Below are 16,923 nucleotides of genomic sequence, written 5' to 3'. Positions count from 1 at the left end.
GACGGTGTCAGTCCGGATAGTTCCTACTGGAGCCGTCCAACCGGCAGGCTGCCGAGTCCGGGCGCAACCGGATCGACTTCAAGTACGCCCTGGGCATGGTGCTGGAGGACTCCGGCTTCCACCACGGCGTTCTCACCGACTTCCGCAATCGCCTGGCTGAGGAGGGCCGGGCGGACAGACTGCTCGACCTGGCGCTGGAGAAGATCCGGGCCGTCGGCATGGTCCGCGAGCGCGGCCGGCAGCGCACCGGCTCCACCCACGTCCTGCCCGCCGTCCGCGACCTGACCCGCCTGGAGTTGGTGACCGAGGCCATGCCAAGACCTGTTCCCGGTCCACCGTCAACGGCCCCCGTCCAAGATCCCCGACAGCGTCAGGCACCGACCGGAGTTGTCACGCGTCGAATGTCTCGCCGTCCGAGCCGGCTGCCTGCCGGGCCGCACTGTCCGGGTTGAACCACACGGGTGCCGCCGCACCGGAGACCGCCGAAATTCCGCCATGTGCGTCGGGGTTGAACCAGGCGGGGGTCGCAGTGGCGGTCGTCCACGGGCTCCCGCCGCGTCCGTCCGGGTTGAACCAGGCGGGTGCTGCGGTGGCGGCCCCCCACGGGTTCCCGCCGCGTCCGTCCGGGTTGAACCACGCCGGGGTGACCTCGCTCGACGTCCGCACCGAGGGGCCCGCTATGTCGGGGTTGAACCACCGTGCGTGGCTGGCGCTGCTCGCCGCCGCAGGTCGCTCCGCGGCCACCGCGGCACCCGCCCCTCCGACCGCGATGACGGGAACGGCGATCGCCGCCGCCGCGAACCCGGTCTCCAACTGCTTGCGGATCATGAACATGATTCCCCCAGATGTCCCGTACGCCAAGGGTTTCCGGCGTGTTCAGCAGCATCTGCGCCTCATCGGATGGCAGCAAGTTACGACGGAACATTTCAGACATAACTGGCAGCAAGATCGGCATCACGCCCGCCCTTGTCGTCCAGCGAGCCGACCGTCAAACGTGTCTCCCAAGTGCCGGTGAGAATGGCCGAATCCCTACAGTGCGGGGAGGTGCCGGGCCTGCGGTGATCGCGGCGCCGGCTGCGCGTCCTGGTCCGTGGCGGCCGGTGATCCAGCGCCGGCGCACCTCGTTGATGACCGGTTCAGGCGAGGTGCGCATGGCGGCCGATCGCCGTCCCGATCCAGGTTTGCGGGCGAAGCCGGTGGCGCGCAGAGCCGTCCACTGCGGAAAGACCCCTCCAGCGGCCAGGTCACCCCGGCGTTCGCCGAGGTCGCGAGAGCCCACGGCGTCCATGTGGCGATCTGCCCGCCGCGGCGGGGCAACCGCAAGGCGGTCGTGGAGAAGGCCAACCACTCGACGCCACGGCGGTGGTGGCGCACCGTCCCCGACGCGCCGACCGCTGAGCAGGCCCAGTCCGGCGTCGACAGGCTCGCAGTCCCCAACTGCACTGCAGAACTTCCTCGACCGGCAGCACCCCCGCCTCGCTCCTGTCGCGCCGCCGTCCACCCCGCAGGCTGAGCTGATCGTTCTCACAACGGCGCTCACCATCCTGCCCGGGACTCCGCGGAGGCCGGTTCCAAGCCCACCGGCCTCCCGCCAAGTCACGACTTTCCAGGCCCTTGACAGCGTCGGGCGCTCAACCCGGGTGCGGGGATCGGCCACTGCCGGGGGATCGAGCGCTCGGGCAACCGCCTCAGAGCTCTTGACGCGTCTTGTGGTTCAGTTGCTGTACTGCTGATGCTCCATCGCCCACCCGCCCCTGATACTTGGGCGATGGACAGCTACGAGGGCATGGCCACGCTTGAGTGGTGGGCCACCGACGGTGGACGACTCGTCCTCACCGCTTATCAGGCACCGGCGGCGGAGTCAGCCGGTTCAAGGCAGGTCCCGCAGTAGCAGACCTGTCCGGCGGAGACCGGGTCGTATGACCTTGAGTGCGCTTCGTGGGGGCAGCGAGACGTCCGTGAGCACCGACTGCCGGGGACGATCACACTCCAGGCCCCGTTCGCAGCCAGGCAGGTGGCCAACCGCTCGGCCAGGCGCGCGGCGTCGCTCTCCTCATGGCCACCCGTCAGACAGCCCTCGGTGAAAGCCCGAGGTCACGAGCATCGCCCGCGCCTGGCGAATGTATGCGGGTCAGGTCGCGGGTTTCGCCACCTCCGCTTCTGCGGCACGGGCGAGACGCTCGACCCAGTCCTGGTGATAGCGGTAGAGCGCACCGGGATTCTTGTGGCCGATTTCATCGAGGAAGAAGGGCCCCTGCTGCGTTTCCTCGGTCAGCACGTGACAACCATTTTTCGTGGGCGTGATCACCCAGCCGTGGTACGCGCTCGAACCGGTTTCGTCACCGTCGACCGTCGTCTCCCACGAGAGCCTGGTGAAGGGCTCATGCTCCGTCACGTTGAGAGTCATGGGAAATCCCACCGTCACCCGGCTGTAAGCGGTTCCGAGTTCCAGCACTGTCTCATCTCCCAGGATCTTGACCTTATCTTCGGGAGGAAGGTAGCTCGACCAGTTCTCAGCATCGACGAGCAGCTTCCATACCACTTCGGGCGGCGCCTTCACGTCGATATCGTTGAGCGCGTAGAGAGCCGACGTTTTCGGGTCATACCGCTGGGGCCAATTTACCTTGTCGTACATCCGCTGCTTTTCCTGTCCGAACGTGTTGGAGGGAACGCTTCAATGCGCCAACTGCTGTCTGAGGTGTATCGGGCTGTCGCGGGAGGACCGCATTCCGCTGGTACTGCGTACTGACTCCCGCCTTCGGCAGTCCGCTGCACCCGCGAGTCAGCGGGCGCGACTGTCACGCGCGGCCGCTACCTTGGCGAGCGCCGCGAGAAGGTTCTCGTGTGTGCGCCAGAAGACTTCAGGATCCCGCTTCGCCAATTCGATCCAGAGCGGGCCCCGCATCGTCTCCTCGGTCCAGAGGTGGGTTCCCCTCGGCGTGGGCGTGATGATCCAGGCGTGGTAGGCCCTGGATGTTTCCGACGCCTTGGGGTAACCACCCCAGGCGATACGCGTCACCGGCTGAAACTCCTGTACGGATGCGAAGATGTCCTGGCCGGCCAGGTTGGTTTCGAATCGAGTTCCGAGGCGCAGCGATTCATGGCCGTCAAGCAGCTGCACATGTTCGACGCCCGGGTAGAAAGTGGGCCAGGTTCGGGGGTCCACGAGCAGGGACCAGATCGTTTCAGGAGAAGCTTCGACCTCGATCTCGTTGGTGAAGTGGATCGGGGAGCGACTGGGGGCCAGGGCCGCCGGCCAATTTATCGCTTCAAACACAGAAATCTCCAGATGACTCTTGCCGTATTCCGTATTCCGATGGAACGTGGTCGGCGTTCACGCCCTGCTTGCGGCCGCAGCGTTCTTGACGGCGTCCAGAGCGGCGGTGTGCGAGACGATGGGCTGGTACCCGAGTTCGGCTACCGCCTTGTCGGTCCGCAGGGTGCACGTCTGCCCGAGGAACCATCGAACGGGCACGGGGATATCACGGGCGGCAGTCACGGCGTCCAGTTCGGCGGTCGGCTGGTCGACGCCATGGATCTCGAACATGGTCTCCCAGAAGTCCCGGAAGGTGACGCGGTGTTGGTCGGTGACGAAATATGCCTGGCCCGGCCGGCCGCGCTGCCATCCGAGCATGAGGCCCTCGACGCAGTTGTCGACGAACGTGATCTCCGTCGTGTGGCGGCCGCCCTCGATCCAGGCGAACTGGCCCGCCTTCGCCAACTCGATCAGCATGTCGATGAGGATGCTGCCGGGACCCCACACCATCCTGGGCCGGATCGACACCGTGGCGAATCCCGGCGCGTTCGCGTCGAGCACGATCGCCTCGGCCTCAGCCTTCACCGCGGAGTAGGCGGCTTCCGAGTCCGGCCGCAGCGGCGCGGTTTCGTCGACGTCCACGAGCGGATCGCCGGCAAGGAGCGCGGCCTCGGTTCCGCAGTGAACGAACCGGGGAACCTCGGCATAGCGGGCCGCGTCCACCGCCGCCTGAGTGCCGCCGACCGTCACCGCCTCCTGACGTGCGCGGTCGGCGGAGACATCGGTTTCGGCAGCCAGGTGAAACACCACGTCGCTGCCCTTCACCGCGTCCCGCCACGTGGCCGGGTCGGTCAGCTCGCCCCGGACGGGTTCCGCGCCCAGCGCCGCCACCTTGGCGGCCGACCCCTCGCTTCGGACCAGAGCCCGGACCGTGTGCCCCTCACTGACAAGCCGACGGACCAGCACTTGGCCGATGAACCCCGAACCGCCTGTGACGAATGCTCGTGCCATGAAACTCTCCTCCATCGATACCTGCCTCCCGCCTGCCTCGGGGCGAGAAGGTCTCTCTTGGGGTGTAGCAGCCCTAGGTCACCAGCCATTCCCTCGAAAATATTCATACTTCTGTGGGATGCGATAAAATTTCGGCATGGCTTCTCTTCGGGCGCTGGAGTGCCTTGTCGCGGTCGCGGACTCCGGGTCGGTCACACAGGCGGCACGGCTGCTGCATTCGTCGCAGCCCGCTGTCTCTCACCAACTCGCCGCACTGGAACGCGAGACAGGGACGATCCTGCTTCGCCGCGAACCCCGGGGAGTCAAGCTCACTCCTGCCGGGCGTGCCGCCGTCGTGGACGCCAGACGGGCGATCGAAGCGGCCGCCTCCGCAGTCCGGTCGGCCCGCGCAGCCGGTGAGGCGACCGGGGGATCACTGCGGTTGGCCTGCGCGCAGAGCCTGATCTCCGTGCTCGCCCCGGTCATTCGCGAGTGGCACGACCGTCACCCCGCGGTGACGATCACCTTGCGTGAGTCCACGTCGGTGGAAGAGCTTCACGGCTTCGTCGACGCAGACGAAGCCGACGTGGTGCTGATGCCCTCTCCTGTGCCCGACCGATTCACGGCCACCGCCGTCGCCGAGGAGGAGATCGTGCTGGCCGCACCGACGGACCACCCCATCGCCCGGCAGCCTGCCGTGTCCGTACAGGATCTGGACGGCGTGCGCCTCGTTCACTTCGCCCCGGAGAACGGCCTCAGCACGTGGCTCGACCGGTCCCTCGCCAAGGCCGGAGTCCGCCCGGAGCCCGTGATGAGGACGGCGGTCACTGTCGCGGCCCCGCAACTCGCGGCTGCCGGCCTGGGGGTCGCGGTGTGCCCGGTGAGCGCGATCAGCCCCGGATTCCCGGGCGTGGTCCGATCGTTCTCACCGCCCTGGGTCAGGCAACTGGTGGCGGTCACCTCCGCCACGCTCGACCCGCTCGCCGTGCGCTTCATCGCCACCGTGCGCAGACACGGCGTGCACGTGCCCCGCGACGTGCGAACCCAACTCGGAGGGGACGACTCGACTCCCGCGGAGGCGCGACCGTCCTCCTGAGAATCGGCCCGCCGAGGCGGTGGGCGACCAGGTCGTTGGCCGGCGCCACCAGCGTGAGCGACGACGGATATGAGCAATATCTATCGCAAGCCACACTTCTATCGATAGTAGGACGGGAAGGATGGCTCCCCGTCGGCAGTTGCACGGCAGACAGAGGGCGGGCTCACCGCTCGTCCTGTGCAACTTCGAGGAGCTTTCGATGGCGTATTCGCTGAAGGACAAACACGTTCTGATCGTGGGGAGCGGCTCGGACATCGCCGCCGCCCTGGCCGCCGACATCCTGCGCGAGGGTGCGCGAGTCAGCCTCGCCGGACGGGACATCGAGAAGGCGGCTGTCGCGGCGAAGGCCATCGGGGACGCGGTCCGGCCTGTCGCTCTCGACCTGTCGGACGAGGGGTCGATCCAGGCAGCCGCGGATCAGCTCAGGGCCGTCGGCGCGCTCGACCACCTCGTCAGTGTCGCCATGGAGCGGGCCGGCGGGCCGGTCGCCTCCCTCGAGCGCCGCGCGCTGCTCGCGGCCTTCGATGCCAAGGTCCTCGGACCCATCCTGCTGGCCAAGCACTTCGCCCCGATGATCGCCGAAGAGGGATCGCTGCTGTTCTTCTCCGGCCTGGGGGCGTGGCGGCCGTCATCGGGAGGCGTCGTGATGGCAGCCACCAACGGCAGCGTCAGCACGCTGGCATCCGCCCTCGCGGTTGAACTGGCGCCTATCCGTGTCAACGCCATCTCGCCCGGAGTGATCACCACCAGCGCGTGGAACACCGCGGTACCCGACAAACACGAACTGTTCCAGCGCGTCGCGGCTTCCGCGCCGGCGCGCCGTGTCGGGGAGCCCTCCGACGTCTCGGCTGCCGCCCGCGCGCTGCTGACCAACCCTTTCATCACCGGCGAGACCCTCCACGTCGACGGCGGAGCGCGCTGGGCCTGAGCCCCGGCGCGAGCGGCAGTGCAGAAATACCGACAAGCAGGTCGGGTCCCCACCACATCTGTCACCACTGAGGAACGAGACACATCATGAGCAACGTCAGCATCATCGGCCTGGGAAACATGGCCCGCACCATCGCCGCCCGGGCGGTCGCGGGCGGCAACGCCGTCGAGGTCATCGGCCGCGACGCGGCCAGGGCCAAGAACCTGGCCGAAGCCCTCGGCAGCGGCACCACGGCCGGGACGTTCGGCACCGCACCGGCCTACGACATCGTCATCCTCGCCGTGCCGCACGACAACGCGGCGCCGGTCGTCGCCCAGTACGGGCACGCGCTGGCCGGCAAGGTCATCATCGACATCACCAACGCCTTCAATTCCGACGCCACCGGGCTGACCACCGATGTCGGCACCTCCATCGCGCAGGAGATCGCCAAGGTCGCCCCCGCCGGCGCGCACGTCGTGAAGGCGTTCAACACCGTCTTCGGCCACGTCCTGGCCCAGGGCCGCCCGCTGGACGTGCTCATCGCCGGCGACGACGCCCAGGCCAAGGCAACTGTGGCGGCGTTCATCACGAGCCTCGGGCTGCGGCCGCTGGACACCGGCTCCCTGGAGATGGCGCGCTGGCTGGAGGGGACAGGGCTGGTGATGATGGGCCTGGGCCGCCACGGCGCAGGGAACTTCAACTTCACCCTCGGCGTCAACACGTCCGCCTGAGCGCGTCGGCGCCCGCCCGCGCGTGGCGCCGGGCACCGAAAACGGTGGGGCCGGGCGCCTCCCGCAGATTGCCCGCGGACTGCGCCTCTTCGAGGGCGCAGCCGGCCAACTCGTGAGTGCCTGCGCGGTCGGAGCGTTCCCGAAGCTCAGGGGCGCACGCGAATGACGGTCTTGCCCTTGCGCCGCTCGGCCGGGTTGAGCACGGGGACGGCGTCGTCGAGGGTCGCGACGGTTCCGATGTGCGTACGAAGGCGCCCGTCCCGCACCCGGTCGACGATCTCCACCAGCTGACTCGGAACGGATTCGACGACGAAGTCGACCGCGAGACCGTCGATCGGGCGGGTCTCGGCGGGCCCCACCACCGACACCAGCGTCCCGCCGGGCCGGATGATGCTCGCCGAGCGCCTCTGGATGTCACCGCCGATGACATCGAAGACCAGGTCGACCCCTTCGATGTCTTCGAGTTCCTCGCCGTCCAGGGCGAGGAACTCGTTCGCGCCGAAGTCGAGGGCCGCCTCGCGGTCCGCGGCCCGGCCGGTGCCGATGACGTAGGCGCCGAACTCCCGGGCGAGCTGCGTCACCACGGATCCGACCGCGCCGGCGGCGCCGTGTGCCAGGACGGTCTGCCCGGCCCGAAGGCGACCGTGCTGGAACAGGCCCTGCCATGCGGTCAGGCCGGAGATCGGCAGACTCGCACCCACCGTGAAGTCGACGTTCCCGGGCAGCGGCGCCAGGTTGCGTGCCTCCACGGCCGCGTACTGGGCCAGGGTTCCGTCGCGGTGCCAGTCCGTGATCCCGAACACCCGCTGGCCCAGCGAGAGTCCCGTCGTGCCGTAGCCGAGGGAGGTGACCACTCCGGCGAACTCGTGGCCGATGATCGCCGGGGCCCGGTCGTGGCCTGAGCGATCGACCCACGTCGAGGGCCACTCCCACTCTGCCGGGACGAAGCCCGATGCATGGACTTCGACGACGACGTCGTTGATCGCCGGCGTCGGCTCAGGCCTCTCTGCCAGCTTGATCCCGGCCGCTTCCGCGTCCTGGTCGGTCGCGACGATTGCCTTCATGTCTACCTCCGAGTTACCGCGTGCTCGCCGGCCCTGTGCGCTGTTCCGTGACGACGGGCTCTTTTTGGGCTTACTAGCCCACTACGGACAGTCAACACCGTACGAATATGGGCTGTCAAGCCCAATTCGAGGTACGGTGTGAGGCATGGATGCCACAAGGGAAGCTCAGGTGCCGCAGCAGTTCACGGGCAAGGGGCAGGCGACCCGGGCACGCATCCTCGAGCACGCCGCGGAGCTCATCTACGCCAAGGGCGTCCACGCGACGAACAACGAACAGCTCCGTCGCGCGGCAGGCGTCAGCGGATCACAGCTCAACCACTACTTCCCGAACAAGGAGAGCCTCGTCCTCGCGGTCATCACGTGGCAGGCCGAGCGCGTCCTCACGTTCCATCGCAGTGAGCGGTTCACCCACTTCGAAAGCATCGATTCACTGCGGGAATGGGCGGGCTTCTACGTCGCCTACGAGCACTCCTACCAGGAAGGCTGCAGCCTCGGCTCCCTCGCCGGCGAGATCATCAAGACGGACCTCGACGTTCGCACGGAACTCGCAGCCGCCTTCGACCAGTGGAGAGACGTCTTCCGAGACGGACTCGAACGGATGCAGAGGCTCCACCGCATCAACGCCGAGGCGGATCCCACTCAGCTGGCCTGTCTCCTGCTCTCCGCCTTCCAGGGCGGCATGCTCCTCGCCCAGGTGGCCCGGGACATCGCCCCGCTGAGAGACGCCTTGCAGGCGGCCATCGACCACGTCCAGACATTCGCGATGCCCCCTGCCGCCGGCATAGGCGAAGAGCGGTGACGTCGGTCGGTGCGTCGTGGTCATGCCGGTGGTTCGGCGGTGCCGGTCTCGATGTACTCGAAGACTGATCCATCGGGGTGGCCGGCGATGAGGCGGTCGCCGTTGGGAGTTGGCGAGGGGCCGTCAATGATGTCCGCCCCAACGCGCTCAAGGGCGGTGATCACTGGGGCGAGCTGTTGGACCAGTAGGGTCGCCACTCTGTCCCGATAGGCAGCGGTGTCTCCGCTGAGCAGGAGAAACGGTCCCACTCGGGCCAGTTGCACATCGCGGAACGCGAAGCGGTTGACTGTTTCGGCCTGTGCCAGCTCTTGGTACAGGGGAATCGCGGCTTCAAGGTCTTCCACGAATACGCGGGCGACAACTGCGGTGATATTGGGCATGCTCAGCGCAACAGCGCGGCCTCAAGCGGTATGCCGTGCGCGCCCGACCAGGTGCACAGCTTCCGATGCGGCGAGGGACCAGAGCCCGGGAACGGGGCCGAGGCTGACTCCGTGGCACGATGACGTCGTGGAGGTTCCCGGTCCGTCAGCGCGTCGTCGCATGCTGATCGAGGCGCTGATCGTGGTCGCAGCGTCGAGTCCGGCAACCAGGTCTGGGCGCGCGGCGCCACCACCGGGATGATCAAGGGTCGGCAGTCCGGCCGCTGCGTCGACGACTCCGGCTTCAACCAGGCCAACGGCACCCTGCTCGACCTGTGGGACTGCAGTGGCGGTACCAACGAGAAGTGGACGTCGACGGCCTCGAACCAGTTGACGGTCTACGACAGCAAGTACCTGGACGCCGCCGCCGACGGCACGGCCAACGGCACCCCGCTGGAGATCTGGACCTGCGACGGCGGCGCCAACCAGGTCTGGCAGCTGGCCTGACCGTCCTGCTGCGGGTCGCCCCCGCGGACGGCGGCACCCTGGTCACCGGCACGGGACCCGAGCTGTGGGGCTGCAACGGCAACGCCAACCAGCGCCGGCTGACGGCCGGCGGGGTGCGCGTGTACTGACGTCTCGGCACGGCGCGAGCGATCGATCGTTGCTCCCCTGACCTCAGAAGGAGCGCGCCCGACGCATCGCGCGGGGGCGGCCGTCGGGGTCGGCGAGGATGCGGGCGGCGGCGGACGCCAGTCCGGCTGCGGTGCGTGACAGCCGGGGGAGTGGGCAGGTCCGGAGCCGGCCCGGCGGGCGGGGGCCGCGGCGGCCGCCGGCGTGCCAGGCGTCCAGGGCTGCGGCGCACCGGGCGAAGGCCTCGAAGGCCGCCCGCGAGGGGAGCAGGTCGTCGTCTGCGCCCTCCTCGGGCCGGTCCAGATGCTCACGGGCCAGCCGCAGCCGCAGATCGCGCGCGTAGACGCGGGCACCGTCGCCCATCCCGCCGGGATCGCGCGGCTCGCGCGGGTCGGAGCGGTCGTCGATCACAGCGCAGGCCAGTTCGGAATCGTGCGTCCAGGAGCGCAGGTTGATGTTGTCGGAGCCGACGGCGGCCCAGACGTCGTCGACGACGCACACCTTGGCGTGCACGTAGACCGGCGTTCCGGCGGGGTTCTCCACGCTGTAGAGCGCGAACCGGTCACCGCCCGCGCGGGTGAGCAGCTCCACCGCGCGGATCCGGCCGATCTCGTTGAGCGGCTGGGAGAGCCGGCCGTCCTGGTCGGGAACGGGCGGTACGACGGCGATCATCCGCAGGTCCGGCCGGGCGGCCAGTGCCTGCGCGAAGCCCGTGCAGACCTCCTCGTTCCACAGGTACTGGTCCTCCAGGTAGATCAACGACCGCGCCCTGGCCAGCGCCTTGCCGTAGGCACGGGCGATGCTGCGCTCGCCCTGCGGCGCGAAGGGGTAGCCGTGCCGCAGCCGCGGATACGTGCGCAGCACCTGGACCGCCGACCGGCCGCGTGGGTCCGGGTCCGGCAGCTGTTCGGGCAGCGGGTCGGCGACGGTGTCCTGACGGCGAGCGGCCTGCCGCAGCCGTCCCGGCAGGCTGCGGCTCAGCGGGGAGGGGTCCTGCCACCGCTCGCGGAAGGTGGCCTCCACGTCGCCGACGGCCGGTCCGCGCACGGCGATCTGGACGTCGTGCCATGGCGGAGTGGGCCCGTAGGCCGCGGCGAAGGGCTGCGGCCTGGGATCGCCGCCGTGCCCGGCGTCGTCGTGGCGGCTGTGGCACAGGTCGATCCCGCCGACGAAGGCGACGTCCCGCTCGGGACGGCCTGGGTGGCGTGCGACGACGAACTTCTGGTGGTGCGAGCCGCCCGCCCGTACCCGCATGTCCAGCAGGCACTCCCCGCCGACGTCCTCGATCTCGGCGCCGAGGTGGGCGTTCTCCCGCTCGCTGAACGACAGCCGGTCCCAGTGCGAGCGCCACACGAGCCCCTTGACGATCACACCGCGCCGGGCGGCGTCGCACAGCACGGTGCCGATCTCCGTCCCGGCGCCGCCCAGCGGTTCGTCGGGGTCTCCGCGCCAGTCGGTGAACAGCAGCAGGTCACCGGACCGCTGCGCCCGGATCACCGCGAGCAGCTCACCGAAGTACTCCGCCCCGTGCACCAGCGGGCGCACCTCGTTGCCCGTGGACCAGGAGAGCCCGTCCGAGCGGCGCGCGTCCAGCCGGGTCGCCGGATTCCCGCGCTCGCGCGGGGTCAGCAGCCACTCCTGAAGGTCCATCGCCTACGTCCTTCCCTCACCCGTGCGGGCCCGCCGTCGGTGTGCCCCCGGCACCCGGACGGCTACCCGTTCTTCGGTTCGGCCGGACCGCCGTGGCCCTTGCCCTTCGCCTTCCCGTGGCTGTTGGCGGGAAGGCCGGTGTCGTCCTTGCCGCCGGCCTTGGGGGGCCGTCCGTGCTGGTCCACCCCGGCGACGGGGGACGCCGGAGCGGAGGTGGAGGGCGGCGTGTGCGCGGCAGCCCTGGCGGGGGACGAGGCGGGGGCGGACGTACGGGGACGGTGGGCGCCCGGCGGGTCGGCCGCTGCGTTCGCGGACGGATCGGCCGATCCGCCGACCGAGGTCCCGGAGCGGGTGTCGGCGCTCGGCGCGGACCCACCGTCCAGGGCGACGAGCATCGCCCCCGTCGCACTCAGCGCGATGGCAGCCGCGGTGCCCGCGAGTACCGTCCTGCGGCGCCGCGACCGCGGCCGGGAACCGGCGGCGGGAGCACCGGTGGCCGGCGGCTCCCGGCGATGGGTCACGGTGTCGGCGTCCGCGGCCACGGTCGGCGAAACGGCGTCGGCAGCCGCTTCGAGCAGCGCGTCACAGCGGGCCGCGTCGGGCCGCTCAGCGGGCTCGGTCCGGGTCATCGCCTCGATGACGGACGCCAGGGGCGCCGGTATCCAGCCCGGGATGTCCGGCGACCGCAGCAGCCGGGCGGTGCCGGCCTCCATCGGGGCACCCTGGTACTCCCGCTCGCCCTTCAGGGCCTCCAGCAGGACCAGGCCGAGCGCGTAGACGTCGCTGGCGGGGCTGGAGCCCCTGCCGAGCACCTGCTCCGGTGCGAGATACGGCACGGTGCCGACGACGGTCCCGGGCTCTGCGCGCGTGGACTCGTCGATCAGCCGGGATATCCCGAAGTCGGTCAGGTAGGGCGTGTCGCCGGGCCCCAGCAGCACGTTGGAGGGCTTCACATCCCGGTGGACGATCCCGGCGGCGTGCACATGTGCGAGCGCGGAGGCCAGTCGGGCACAGAGCTGGGCCGCCTGGGCGGCGGTCAGCCGGCCCCCGGTGAGGCGTTCGCGCAGGGTGACGCCCTTCACCAGCTGCATCACCACGTAGGCGCCGCCGAAGTACCGTCCCGTGTCGTAGACCGCGACGAGCGAGGGGTGCGTGAACCGGCCCAGCAGGACCGCCTCCTCGCAGAAGCGTCCGACGGAGACCGCCGTGGCGCCGGGCCGGAACACCTTGACCGCGACCTTGCGCTGCAACGTGACGTCCACGGCCTGGAAGACGTCGGCGGTACCCCCCACGCCCAGCACCTCGCCCAGCCGGTACCGGCCATCGAGAATGTCGCCTGCCTGCGCGCTGCGAGGTTCTCTCGAGCCTTGAGGGGCGTCCATGGGAATCTCCAGCGACGACGACGGTTTCCTGCCGCCTACCCGCACAGCCGCTCCCCACCCCCGCCGCCCCACAGGCCGGAGGCGGGAACCCGGTGTGGCGCACCCTGCTCAGAGCGGCCTTCCCGATTCGGGCTCAGTCGTCCGAGGACGACGACTTCTCGTTCCCGCCGGCACCGGGCTGCTCGGCCCTCTCGTCCTCGTCGGTGACGTCGGCCTCCTCCGGAGGCTCGCTGCTCTGCCCGACGGGCGGCGTCGGAGCCGTGATGGTCTGCGGTTCGTCGGAGCCCGGGCGGGTGCTCGGCTGAGACCCGTGAGCATGCGGCGTCTTCGTCGTGTCATCGGAATTCGTCATGGACTACGTGTTCCCGTCTTCCCCATCCGAAACCGTCCCCGTCCCACATCCGGGCCGCCCTGACCAGCCGATACGATCCGAGAGCGGGCCCGTTCGCCACGGCGCCGCGGCTGCCGCCCGGCGCGTCGGCCCGCGTGAGGGGTAGGGCGCGGGAAACCTTTACCGCCCGCCGTGACGCGGGCGGCCGCGGATGTGGCAGGGTAACAATTGCCAGACGACAACAGTTCGAGATCGGAGCGTGAGTTCATGGACCAGCGTGAGGTTCCGGCGCCACGCGCCCGGACCCGGATGGCTGTCACCCTGCAGCTGGGAACGCCCAGCGTGATCGGTGTCGCCGGGGAGGCCGATCTGGACGGGATCGGCCCCTTACAGCACGCACTGGAGCAGGCGGCGAGGCATCACCCGCACCTCGTCCTGGACCTGTCGGGCGTCACTTTCGCCGATTCCACGTTCCTCAACGCGCTGCTGCGGGCCCGGGACAGGGCTCTGGGCGAGGGAGGCAGTGTCCGCCTGCGTGCCCCGAGCTCCTGCGTCGTCCATGTGCTGGCCGTCACCGGGGCCGATGTACTGTTCCCGATCGTGGCGTAAGGCGTAAGGAGTAGGGCGTAAGGAGCGCGCGGCCTGTCCGCGACCCCGTCGCAGTCAAGGCTCCGGAGTGGAGATGGCGAGCATGTTCGGCCATGACGTGAGCCGCGCCCTGCGCGAGGCTGCACCGCACGACCTGATCCCGACCGCCCGTTCGCTGCTGATCGAACTGACCGGCGCGCAGGACGCCATCGTGCTGCTCGCCGACTACGGTCGCACCGTCCTTCAGCCGGTCACCGTGCTCCCGCACGCCGCCGAGAGCCTGTCCGCCGTCGACGGCCCCTGCGGGACGGCGTTCTCGACGCAGCAACCCGTCGTGGAACGGGTGGGGGAGACCGTCGAGACGCACGTACCCATGACGGTGCGCGGCGACCGCTTCGGCGTGCTGTCGGTGAAGCTGCCGGGCACGGACGCCGGCCAGGACATGGTCGACGAGATCGCCGAGTTCGCCGTCGCGCTCGGCCATGAACTCCTCATCGCCGACCGGGAGACGGACCTCTTCCAGCAGGCCCGGCGGCGCAGGCGGCTGACGCTGGCCGCCGAGATGCAGTGGCAACTGCTCCCCGGCTGCGGATGCAGCCGGCAGGAGTTCACCCTGGGCGGCCACCTGGAACCCGCCTACGCCGTCGGCGGTGACAACTTCGACTGGGCCAGCAGCGCCGACCACCTCATCGTCACCGTGACCGACGGCATGGGCCAGGGCGTGGACGCCTCCTTGCTGACCAGCCTGACGGTCAACGCGATGCGCAACGCCCGGCGGGCCGGTCTCGACGTGGTCGGCCAGGCGTGCCTGGCCGACCAGGCCGTCTACGCGCAGTACGGGGGCACCTCCCACGCCTCCACCCTGCTGCTCCGGTTCGACCTGGCGAACGGGCGGGTGAGCGCCGTCGACGCGGGATCGCCGCACATCTACCGCCATCGGCAGGGACGCGTCGAGCGCGTCGGACTGACCCCGCAGATGCCGCTGGGCATGTTCGAGGACACCCCCTACGTCGAGCAGACCTTCGACGTCGAACCCGGTGACCGGCTGATCGTGGTCAGCTCGGGAGTGCACGGCGCCCAGGCCGAGGACGGGACCGAGTTCGGCCGGGCCTCGCTGCGCGACGGCATCCACGCCTCCCGCGAAGCCGGCCCCTACGACACCGCCCGCTCCGTGGTCGGCAGCCTCTTCGACCATGTCGGGACGACCGACATCGAGGCCGACGCGGCGGTGGTGTGCCTCGACTGGACGGGCCGGCCCACGGCCCCCCGGAGCTGAGCCCGAGACCACGCCAGAGGTTCCCGCCGACCGGCCCGCGATCCCGCCGACCGGCCGGCCCAACGATCCGGCAAGCAGGCCCAAGCGTTCTGCGGCCCGGCCCAGCCCCGCGACCCCGCCGACCGGCTCAGCCCCGAGGGTCCTGCCGCCCCGCGCCGCCGCGGTCGAGCGCCGACACCGCCCGCAGGCCGTCGCGCAGCTCGCCCCGCCGGTCCGGCGGAATCTCCGCGAGGATCGCGGCCAGGTCCTGACGGCGCCGCGCCTCGACCTCGTCCAGCAGGCTTCGCCCGCGCGAGGTGGCCGTCAAGTGGATCTCCCGGCGGTTCTCGGGCGGGATCCGGCGTTCCAGAAGCCCGGCCGCCTCGAGCCGGTCGCACAGGCGGCTCGCGGCAGAGTGACCCACGCCGACCACGTCCGCGAGGCCGGTCAGGTTGATCCCCGGCGAGGCGCTGACGCTCTCCAGGGTCACCAACTGCTGAGCGGAAAGCCGTGGGTTGACGCTCAGCGGTGCCCGGTCCCACACCAGGGCCAGCCGCCGGACGGCATCGGACATCTGCTCGGCGAGCTCCAGCAGCCCAGCACGTTCCGCGCCGCGGCCGGCCACGTCGTTCTCAGACTCCGGGCACGAGAACACGGCCGAGCCCGCCCAGTCCGCCTCGGGGCCCGACCGGCGTGCGCATCGCTGCCGGCCCCGAAGGGCCGGGCCCTGGTGCCTCGGCGATCCGGTGACCTGCACGCAGCACGCAGAGCAACCGCACAACGATCACCTCCGCCCGCCGGGCCACCGCATATCGCCCTGTGGGATCCGCCTTACCCTGAGCGCGGCGAAGTACGCTCAGCGGCACAGTTCGTCTCCCAGCGGGCTGCGCGCGTACAGCACCATCCGGCCGTGCCGGGCGCTGGTCACCAGCCGGGCGGCGGACAGCACGGCGAGGTGCTGGCTGACCGCGCTGGCGCTGACGCCGAGCCGGCGGGCCAGTTCCGTGGTGGAGGCGGGCTCGGCGAGCAGCGTGAGCAGCCCGGCGCGCGGTACCCCCAGCAGCCGCTGCAACGCCGGTTGCGAGGGCGGCGGACGGAGGTTCTCGGTCATCGTCGCCCGGCCGCGGGCCGGGTAGCTGATCCAGGGCAGCGCCGCGTTGTCGATCGTGGTGATCGCGCCGCGGGCGAAGCAGGTCGGGGCCAGCACCAGCCCCCGGCCGCCCACGTGCACCTCGGCGTCGGGGATGGCCATCGGCCGGTCCCAGACGATCGACAGCGCCCCCTCCTCCCAGTGCAGCCGGTGGCACAGATCGGCGAACAGCCCGTCCGCCCCGCGCTCCGCGAGCATCCGCGCGCGGTACACGATGTCCGCCTCCAGGACCGAACGGGCCCGCGGCCACCACATCGGCGCCAGGCACTGCGTCCAGTACTCCTCCAGCGCGTCCGCGATGTCGTCCAGGGTGGCCTGCGGATCCGTCACGCCGCGGGCCAGCCGGGCGGGCACGGCCCGGTCGTGCGGCAGGTACGCCCGCCGCAGGTCGGCGACGACGGTCTGCGGGGCGGTGGCGCGCAGCGCGGCGAGCTCGGCGGAGAAGTCCGGCCAGGGCGTGGTGGGGCGCGGGGTGAGGAAGTCGGGCACCCACCTGTTGGTGGCCACCAGCGAGGTCAGCAGCTCGGTGTCCAGCCGCTCGAAGGCCGGGCGCATCTGCCGGAACAGCGGCATCTGCTCCGCGTAGTGGCCGGGGTGGGTCCACATGCGCAGGCTCAGCACCGCCTCCTGGAGGGCCGAGGTGGCGAAGGAGGTGGTGGCGAGGTCGGCCAGGCCGAGCCGGAAACGGATCATTAAGCTCCACACTAAATCAATTCGCCGGGCGGCCGGCCG

At 70.3% G+C, this 16,923-nt stretch carries 19 protein-coding genes and 1 pseudogene; 9 read left to right on the top strand and 11 right to left on the bottom strand.

Annotated features, from left to right (window positions below; translation table 11 throughout):
* Positions 1–26: 26 nt before the first annotated feature.
* Entirely contained in the window at positions 27–452 is a 426-nt protein-coding gene (locus ACQPW6_RS00415; protein WP_433894379.1) for a transposase, read from the top strand.
* On the opposite strand, the gene ACQPW6_RS00410 is transcribed toward ACQPW6_RS00415, so the two are convergent.
* Entirely contained in the window at positions 391–828 is a 438-nt protein-coding gene (locus ACQPW6_RS00410; protein ID WP_433887458.1) for a hypothetical protein, read from the bottom strand. The two genes, ACQPW6_RS00415 and ACQPW6_RS00410, sit on opposite strands and share 62 nt — an antisense overlap.
* A gap of 940 nt (positions 829–1,768) precedes the next feature.
* On the opposite strand from ACQPW6_RS00410, the gene ACQPW6_RS00405 reads away from it, so the two are divergent.
* The gene (locus tag ACQPW6_RS00405) at positions 1,769–1,891 is read left to right on the top strand and encodes a hypothetical protein (RefSeq protein ID WP_433887457.1); all 123 of its coding nucleotides are present in this window, start codon (positions 1,769–1,771) and stop codon (positions 1,889–1,891) included.
* Positions 1,892–2,131: 240 nt separating this feature from the next.
* On the opposite strand, the gene ACQPW6_RS00400 is transcribed toward ACQPW6_RS00405, so the two are convergent.
* The 3 genes from ACQPW6_RS00400 to ACQPW6_RS00390 all read right to left on the bottom strand — a co-directional run bounded on the left by ACQPW6_RS00400 (position 2,132) and on the right by ACQPW6_RS00390 (position 4,267).
* Entirely contained in the window at positions 2,132–2,635 is a 504-nt protein-coding gene (locus ACQPW6_RS00400) for an SRPBCC domain-containing protein (protein ID WP_433887456.1), read from the bottom strand.
* A 147-nt stretch (positions 2,636–2,782) separates the two neighbouring features.
* A complete protein-coding gene (locus ACQPW6_RS00395) occupies positions 2,783–3,277 on the bottom strand; it encodes an SRPBCC domain-containing protein (RefSeq protein WP_433887455.1) in 495 nt (164 codons plus the stop codon).
* Positions 3,278–3,334: 57 nt separating this feature from the next.
* A complete protein-coding gene (locus ACQPW6_RS00390) occupies positions 3,335–4,267 on the bottom strand; it encodes an NAD-dependent epimerase/dehydratase family protein (RefSeq protein ID WP_433887454.1) in 933 nt (310 codons plus the stop codon).
* 136 nt (positions 4,268–4,403) lie between these two features.
* On the opposite strand from ACQPW6_RS00390, the gene ACQPW6_RS00385 reads away from it, so the two are divergent.
* From ACQPW6_RS00385 to ACQPW6_RS00375, 3 genes are all read left to right on the top strand, one after another.
* Positions 4,404–5,342: a LysR family transcriptional regulator gene (locus tag ACQPW6_RS00385; protein ID WP_433887453.1), complete on the top strand. Its 939-nt coding sequence runs from the start codon at positions 4,404–4,406 to the stop codon at positions 5,340–5,342.
* A gap of 199 nt (positions 5,343–5,541) precedes the next feature.
* Entirely contained in the window at positions 5,542–6,270 is a 729-nt protein-coding gene (locus tag ACQPW6_RS00380; protein ID WP_433887452.1) for an SDR family oxidoreductase, read from the top strand.
* 86 nt (positions 6,271–6,356) lie between these two features.
* Entirely contained in the window at positions 6,357–6,980 is a 624-nt protein-coding gene (locus ACQPW6_RS00375) for an NADPH-dependent F420 reductase (RefSeq protein WP_433887451.1), read from the top strand.
* A 146-nt stretch (positions 6,981–7,126) separates the two neighbouring features.
* Here the strand turns inward: ACQPW6_RS00375 and ACQPW6_RS00370 are convergent, their stop codons facing one another.
* Positions 7,127–8,044: an NADP-dependent oxidoreductase gene (locus ACQPW6_RS00370; protein ID WP_433887450.1), complete on the bottom strand. Its 918-nt coding sequence runs from the start codon at positions 8,042–8,044 to the stop codon at positions 7,127–7,129.
* Between the two features lie 145 nt (positions 8,045–8,189).
* Here ACQPW6_RS00370 and ACQPW6_RS00365 point away from each other — a divergent pair, with 145 nt between their 5' ends.
* On the top strand, positions 8,190–8,843 hold the full coding sequence (locus tag ACQPW6_RS00365) for a TetR/AcrR family transcriptional regulator (RefSeq protein ID WP_433887449.1): 654 nt from the start codon (positions 8,190–8,192) through the stop codon (positions 8,841–8,843).
* 20 nt (positions 8,844–8,863) lie between these two features.
* On the opposite strand, the gene ACQPW6_RS00360 is transcribed toward ACQPW6_RS00365, so the two are convergent.
* On the bottom strand, positions 8,864–9,223 hold the full coding sequence (locus tag ACQPW6_RS00360) for a VOC family protein (RefSeq protein WP_433887448.1): 360 nt from the start codon (positions 9,221–9,223) through the stop codon (positions 8,864–8,866).
* A 216-nt stretch (positions 9,224–9,439) separates the two neighbouring features.
* On the opposite strand from ACQPW6_RS00360, the pseudogene ACQPW6_RS00355 reads away from it, so the two are divergent.
* Positions 9,440–9,709 (top strand): annotated as a pseudogene (locus tag ACQPW6_RS00355) (ricin-type beta-trefoil lectin domain protein); the annotation flags it as partial.
* Between the two features lie 171 nt (positions 9,710–9,880).
* On the opposite strand, the gene ACQPW6_RS00350 reads toward ACQPW6_RS00355, so the two are convergent.
* The 3 genes from ACQPW6_RS00350 to ACQPW6_RS00340 form a co-directional block, all read right to left on the bottom strand.
* Positions 9,881–11,485: a phospholipase D family protein gene (locus ACQPW6_RS00350; RefSeq protein WP_433887447.1), complete on the bottom strand. Its 1,605-nt coding sequence runs from the start codon at positions 11,483–11,485 to the stop codon at positions 9,881–9,883.
* A 62-nt stretch (positions 11,486–11,547) separates the two neighbouring features.
* On the bottom strand, positions 11,548–12,867 hold the full coding sequence (locus tag ACQPW6_RS00345) for a protein kinase domain-containing protein (RefSeq protein ID WP_433887446.1): 1,320 nt from the start codon (positions 12,865–12,867) through the stop codon (positions 11,548–11,550).
* A 133-nt stretch (positions 12,868–13,000) separates the two neighbouring features.
* Positions 13,001–13,219, bottom strand: coding sequence for a hypothetical protein (locus ACQPW6_RS00340; protein ID WP_433887445.1), 219 nt, complete (start codon positions 13,217–13,219; stop codon positions 13,001–13,003).
* A gap of 288 nt (positions 13,220–13,507) precedes the next feature.
* On the opposite strand from ACQPW6_RS00340, the gene ACQPW6_RS00335 reads away from it, so the two are divergent.
* Together ACQPW6_RS00335 and ACQPW6_RS00330 are read left to right on the top strand one after the other, a co-directional pair.
* Entirely contained in the window at positions 13,508–13,807 is a 300-nt protein-coding gene (locus tag ACQPW6_RS00335; RefSeq protein ID WP_433887444.1) for an STAS domain-containing protein, read from the top strand.
* Positions 13,808–13,880: 73 nt separating this feature from the next.
* Positions 13,881–15,062: a PP2C family protein-serine/threonine phosphatase gene (locus tag ACQPW6_RS00330; protein ID WP_433887443.1), complete on the top strand. Its 1,182-nt coding sequence runs from the start codon at positions 13,881–13,883 to the stop codon at positions 15,060–15,062.
* A gap of 127 nt (positions 15,063–15,189) precedes the next feature.
* On the opposite strand, the gene ACQPW6_RS00325 is transcribed toward ACQPW6_RS00330, so the two are convergent.
* The gene (locus ACQPW6_RS00325) at positions 15,190–15,666 is read right to left on the bottom strand and encodes a MarR family winged helix-turn-helix transcriptional regulator (protein WP_433887442.1); all 477 of its coding nucleotides are present in this window, start codon (positions 15,664–15,666) and stop codon (positions 15,190–15,192) included.
* Positions 15,667–15,897: 231 nt separating this feature from the next.
* Entirely contained in the window at positions 15,898–16,884 is a 987-nt protein-coding gene (locus ACQPW6_RS00320) for an ArsR/SmtB family transcription factor (protein ID WP_433887441.1), read from the bottom strand.
* Between the last annotated feature and the right edge of the window lie 39 nt (positions 16,885–16,923).

The sequence above is a fragment of the Streptomyces sp. CA-111067 genome (assembly GCF_050956065.1).
Taxonomy (GTDB): domain Bacteria; phylum Actinomycetota; class Actinomycetes; order Streptomycetales; family Streptomycetaceae; genus Actinacidiphila.
Note: the sequence above shows the minus strand (reverse complement) of the source record. Positions and strands in the feature narration are given on the sequence as shown.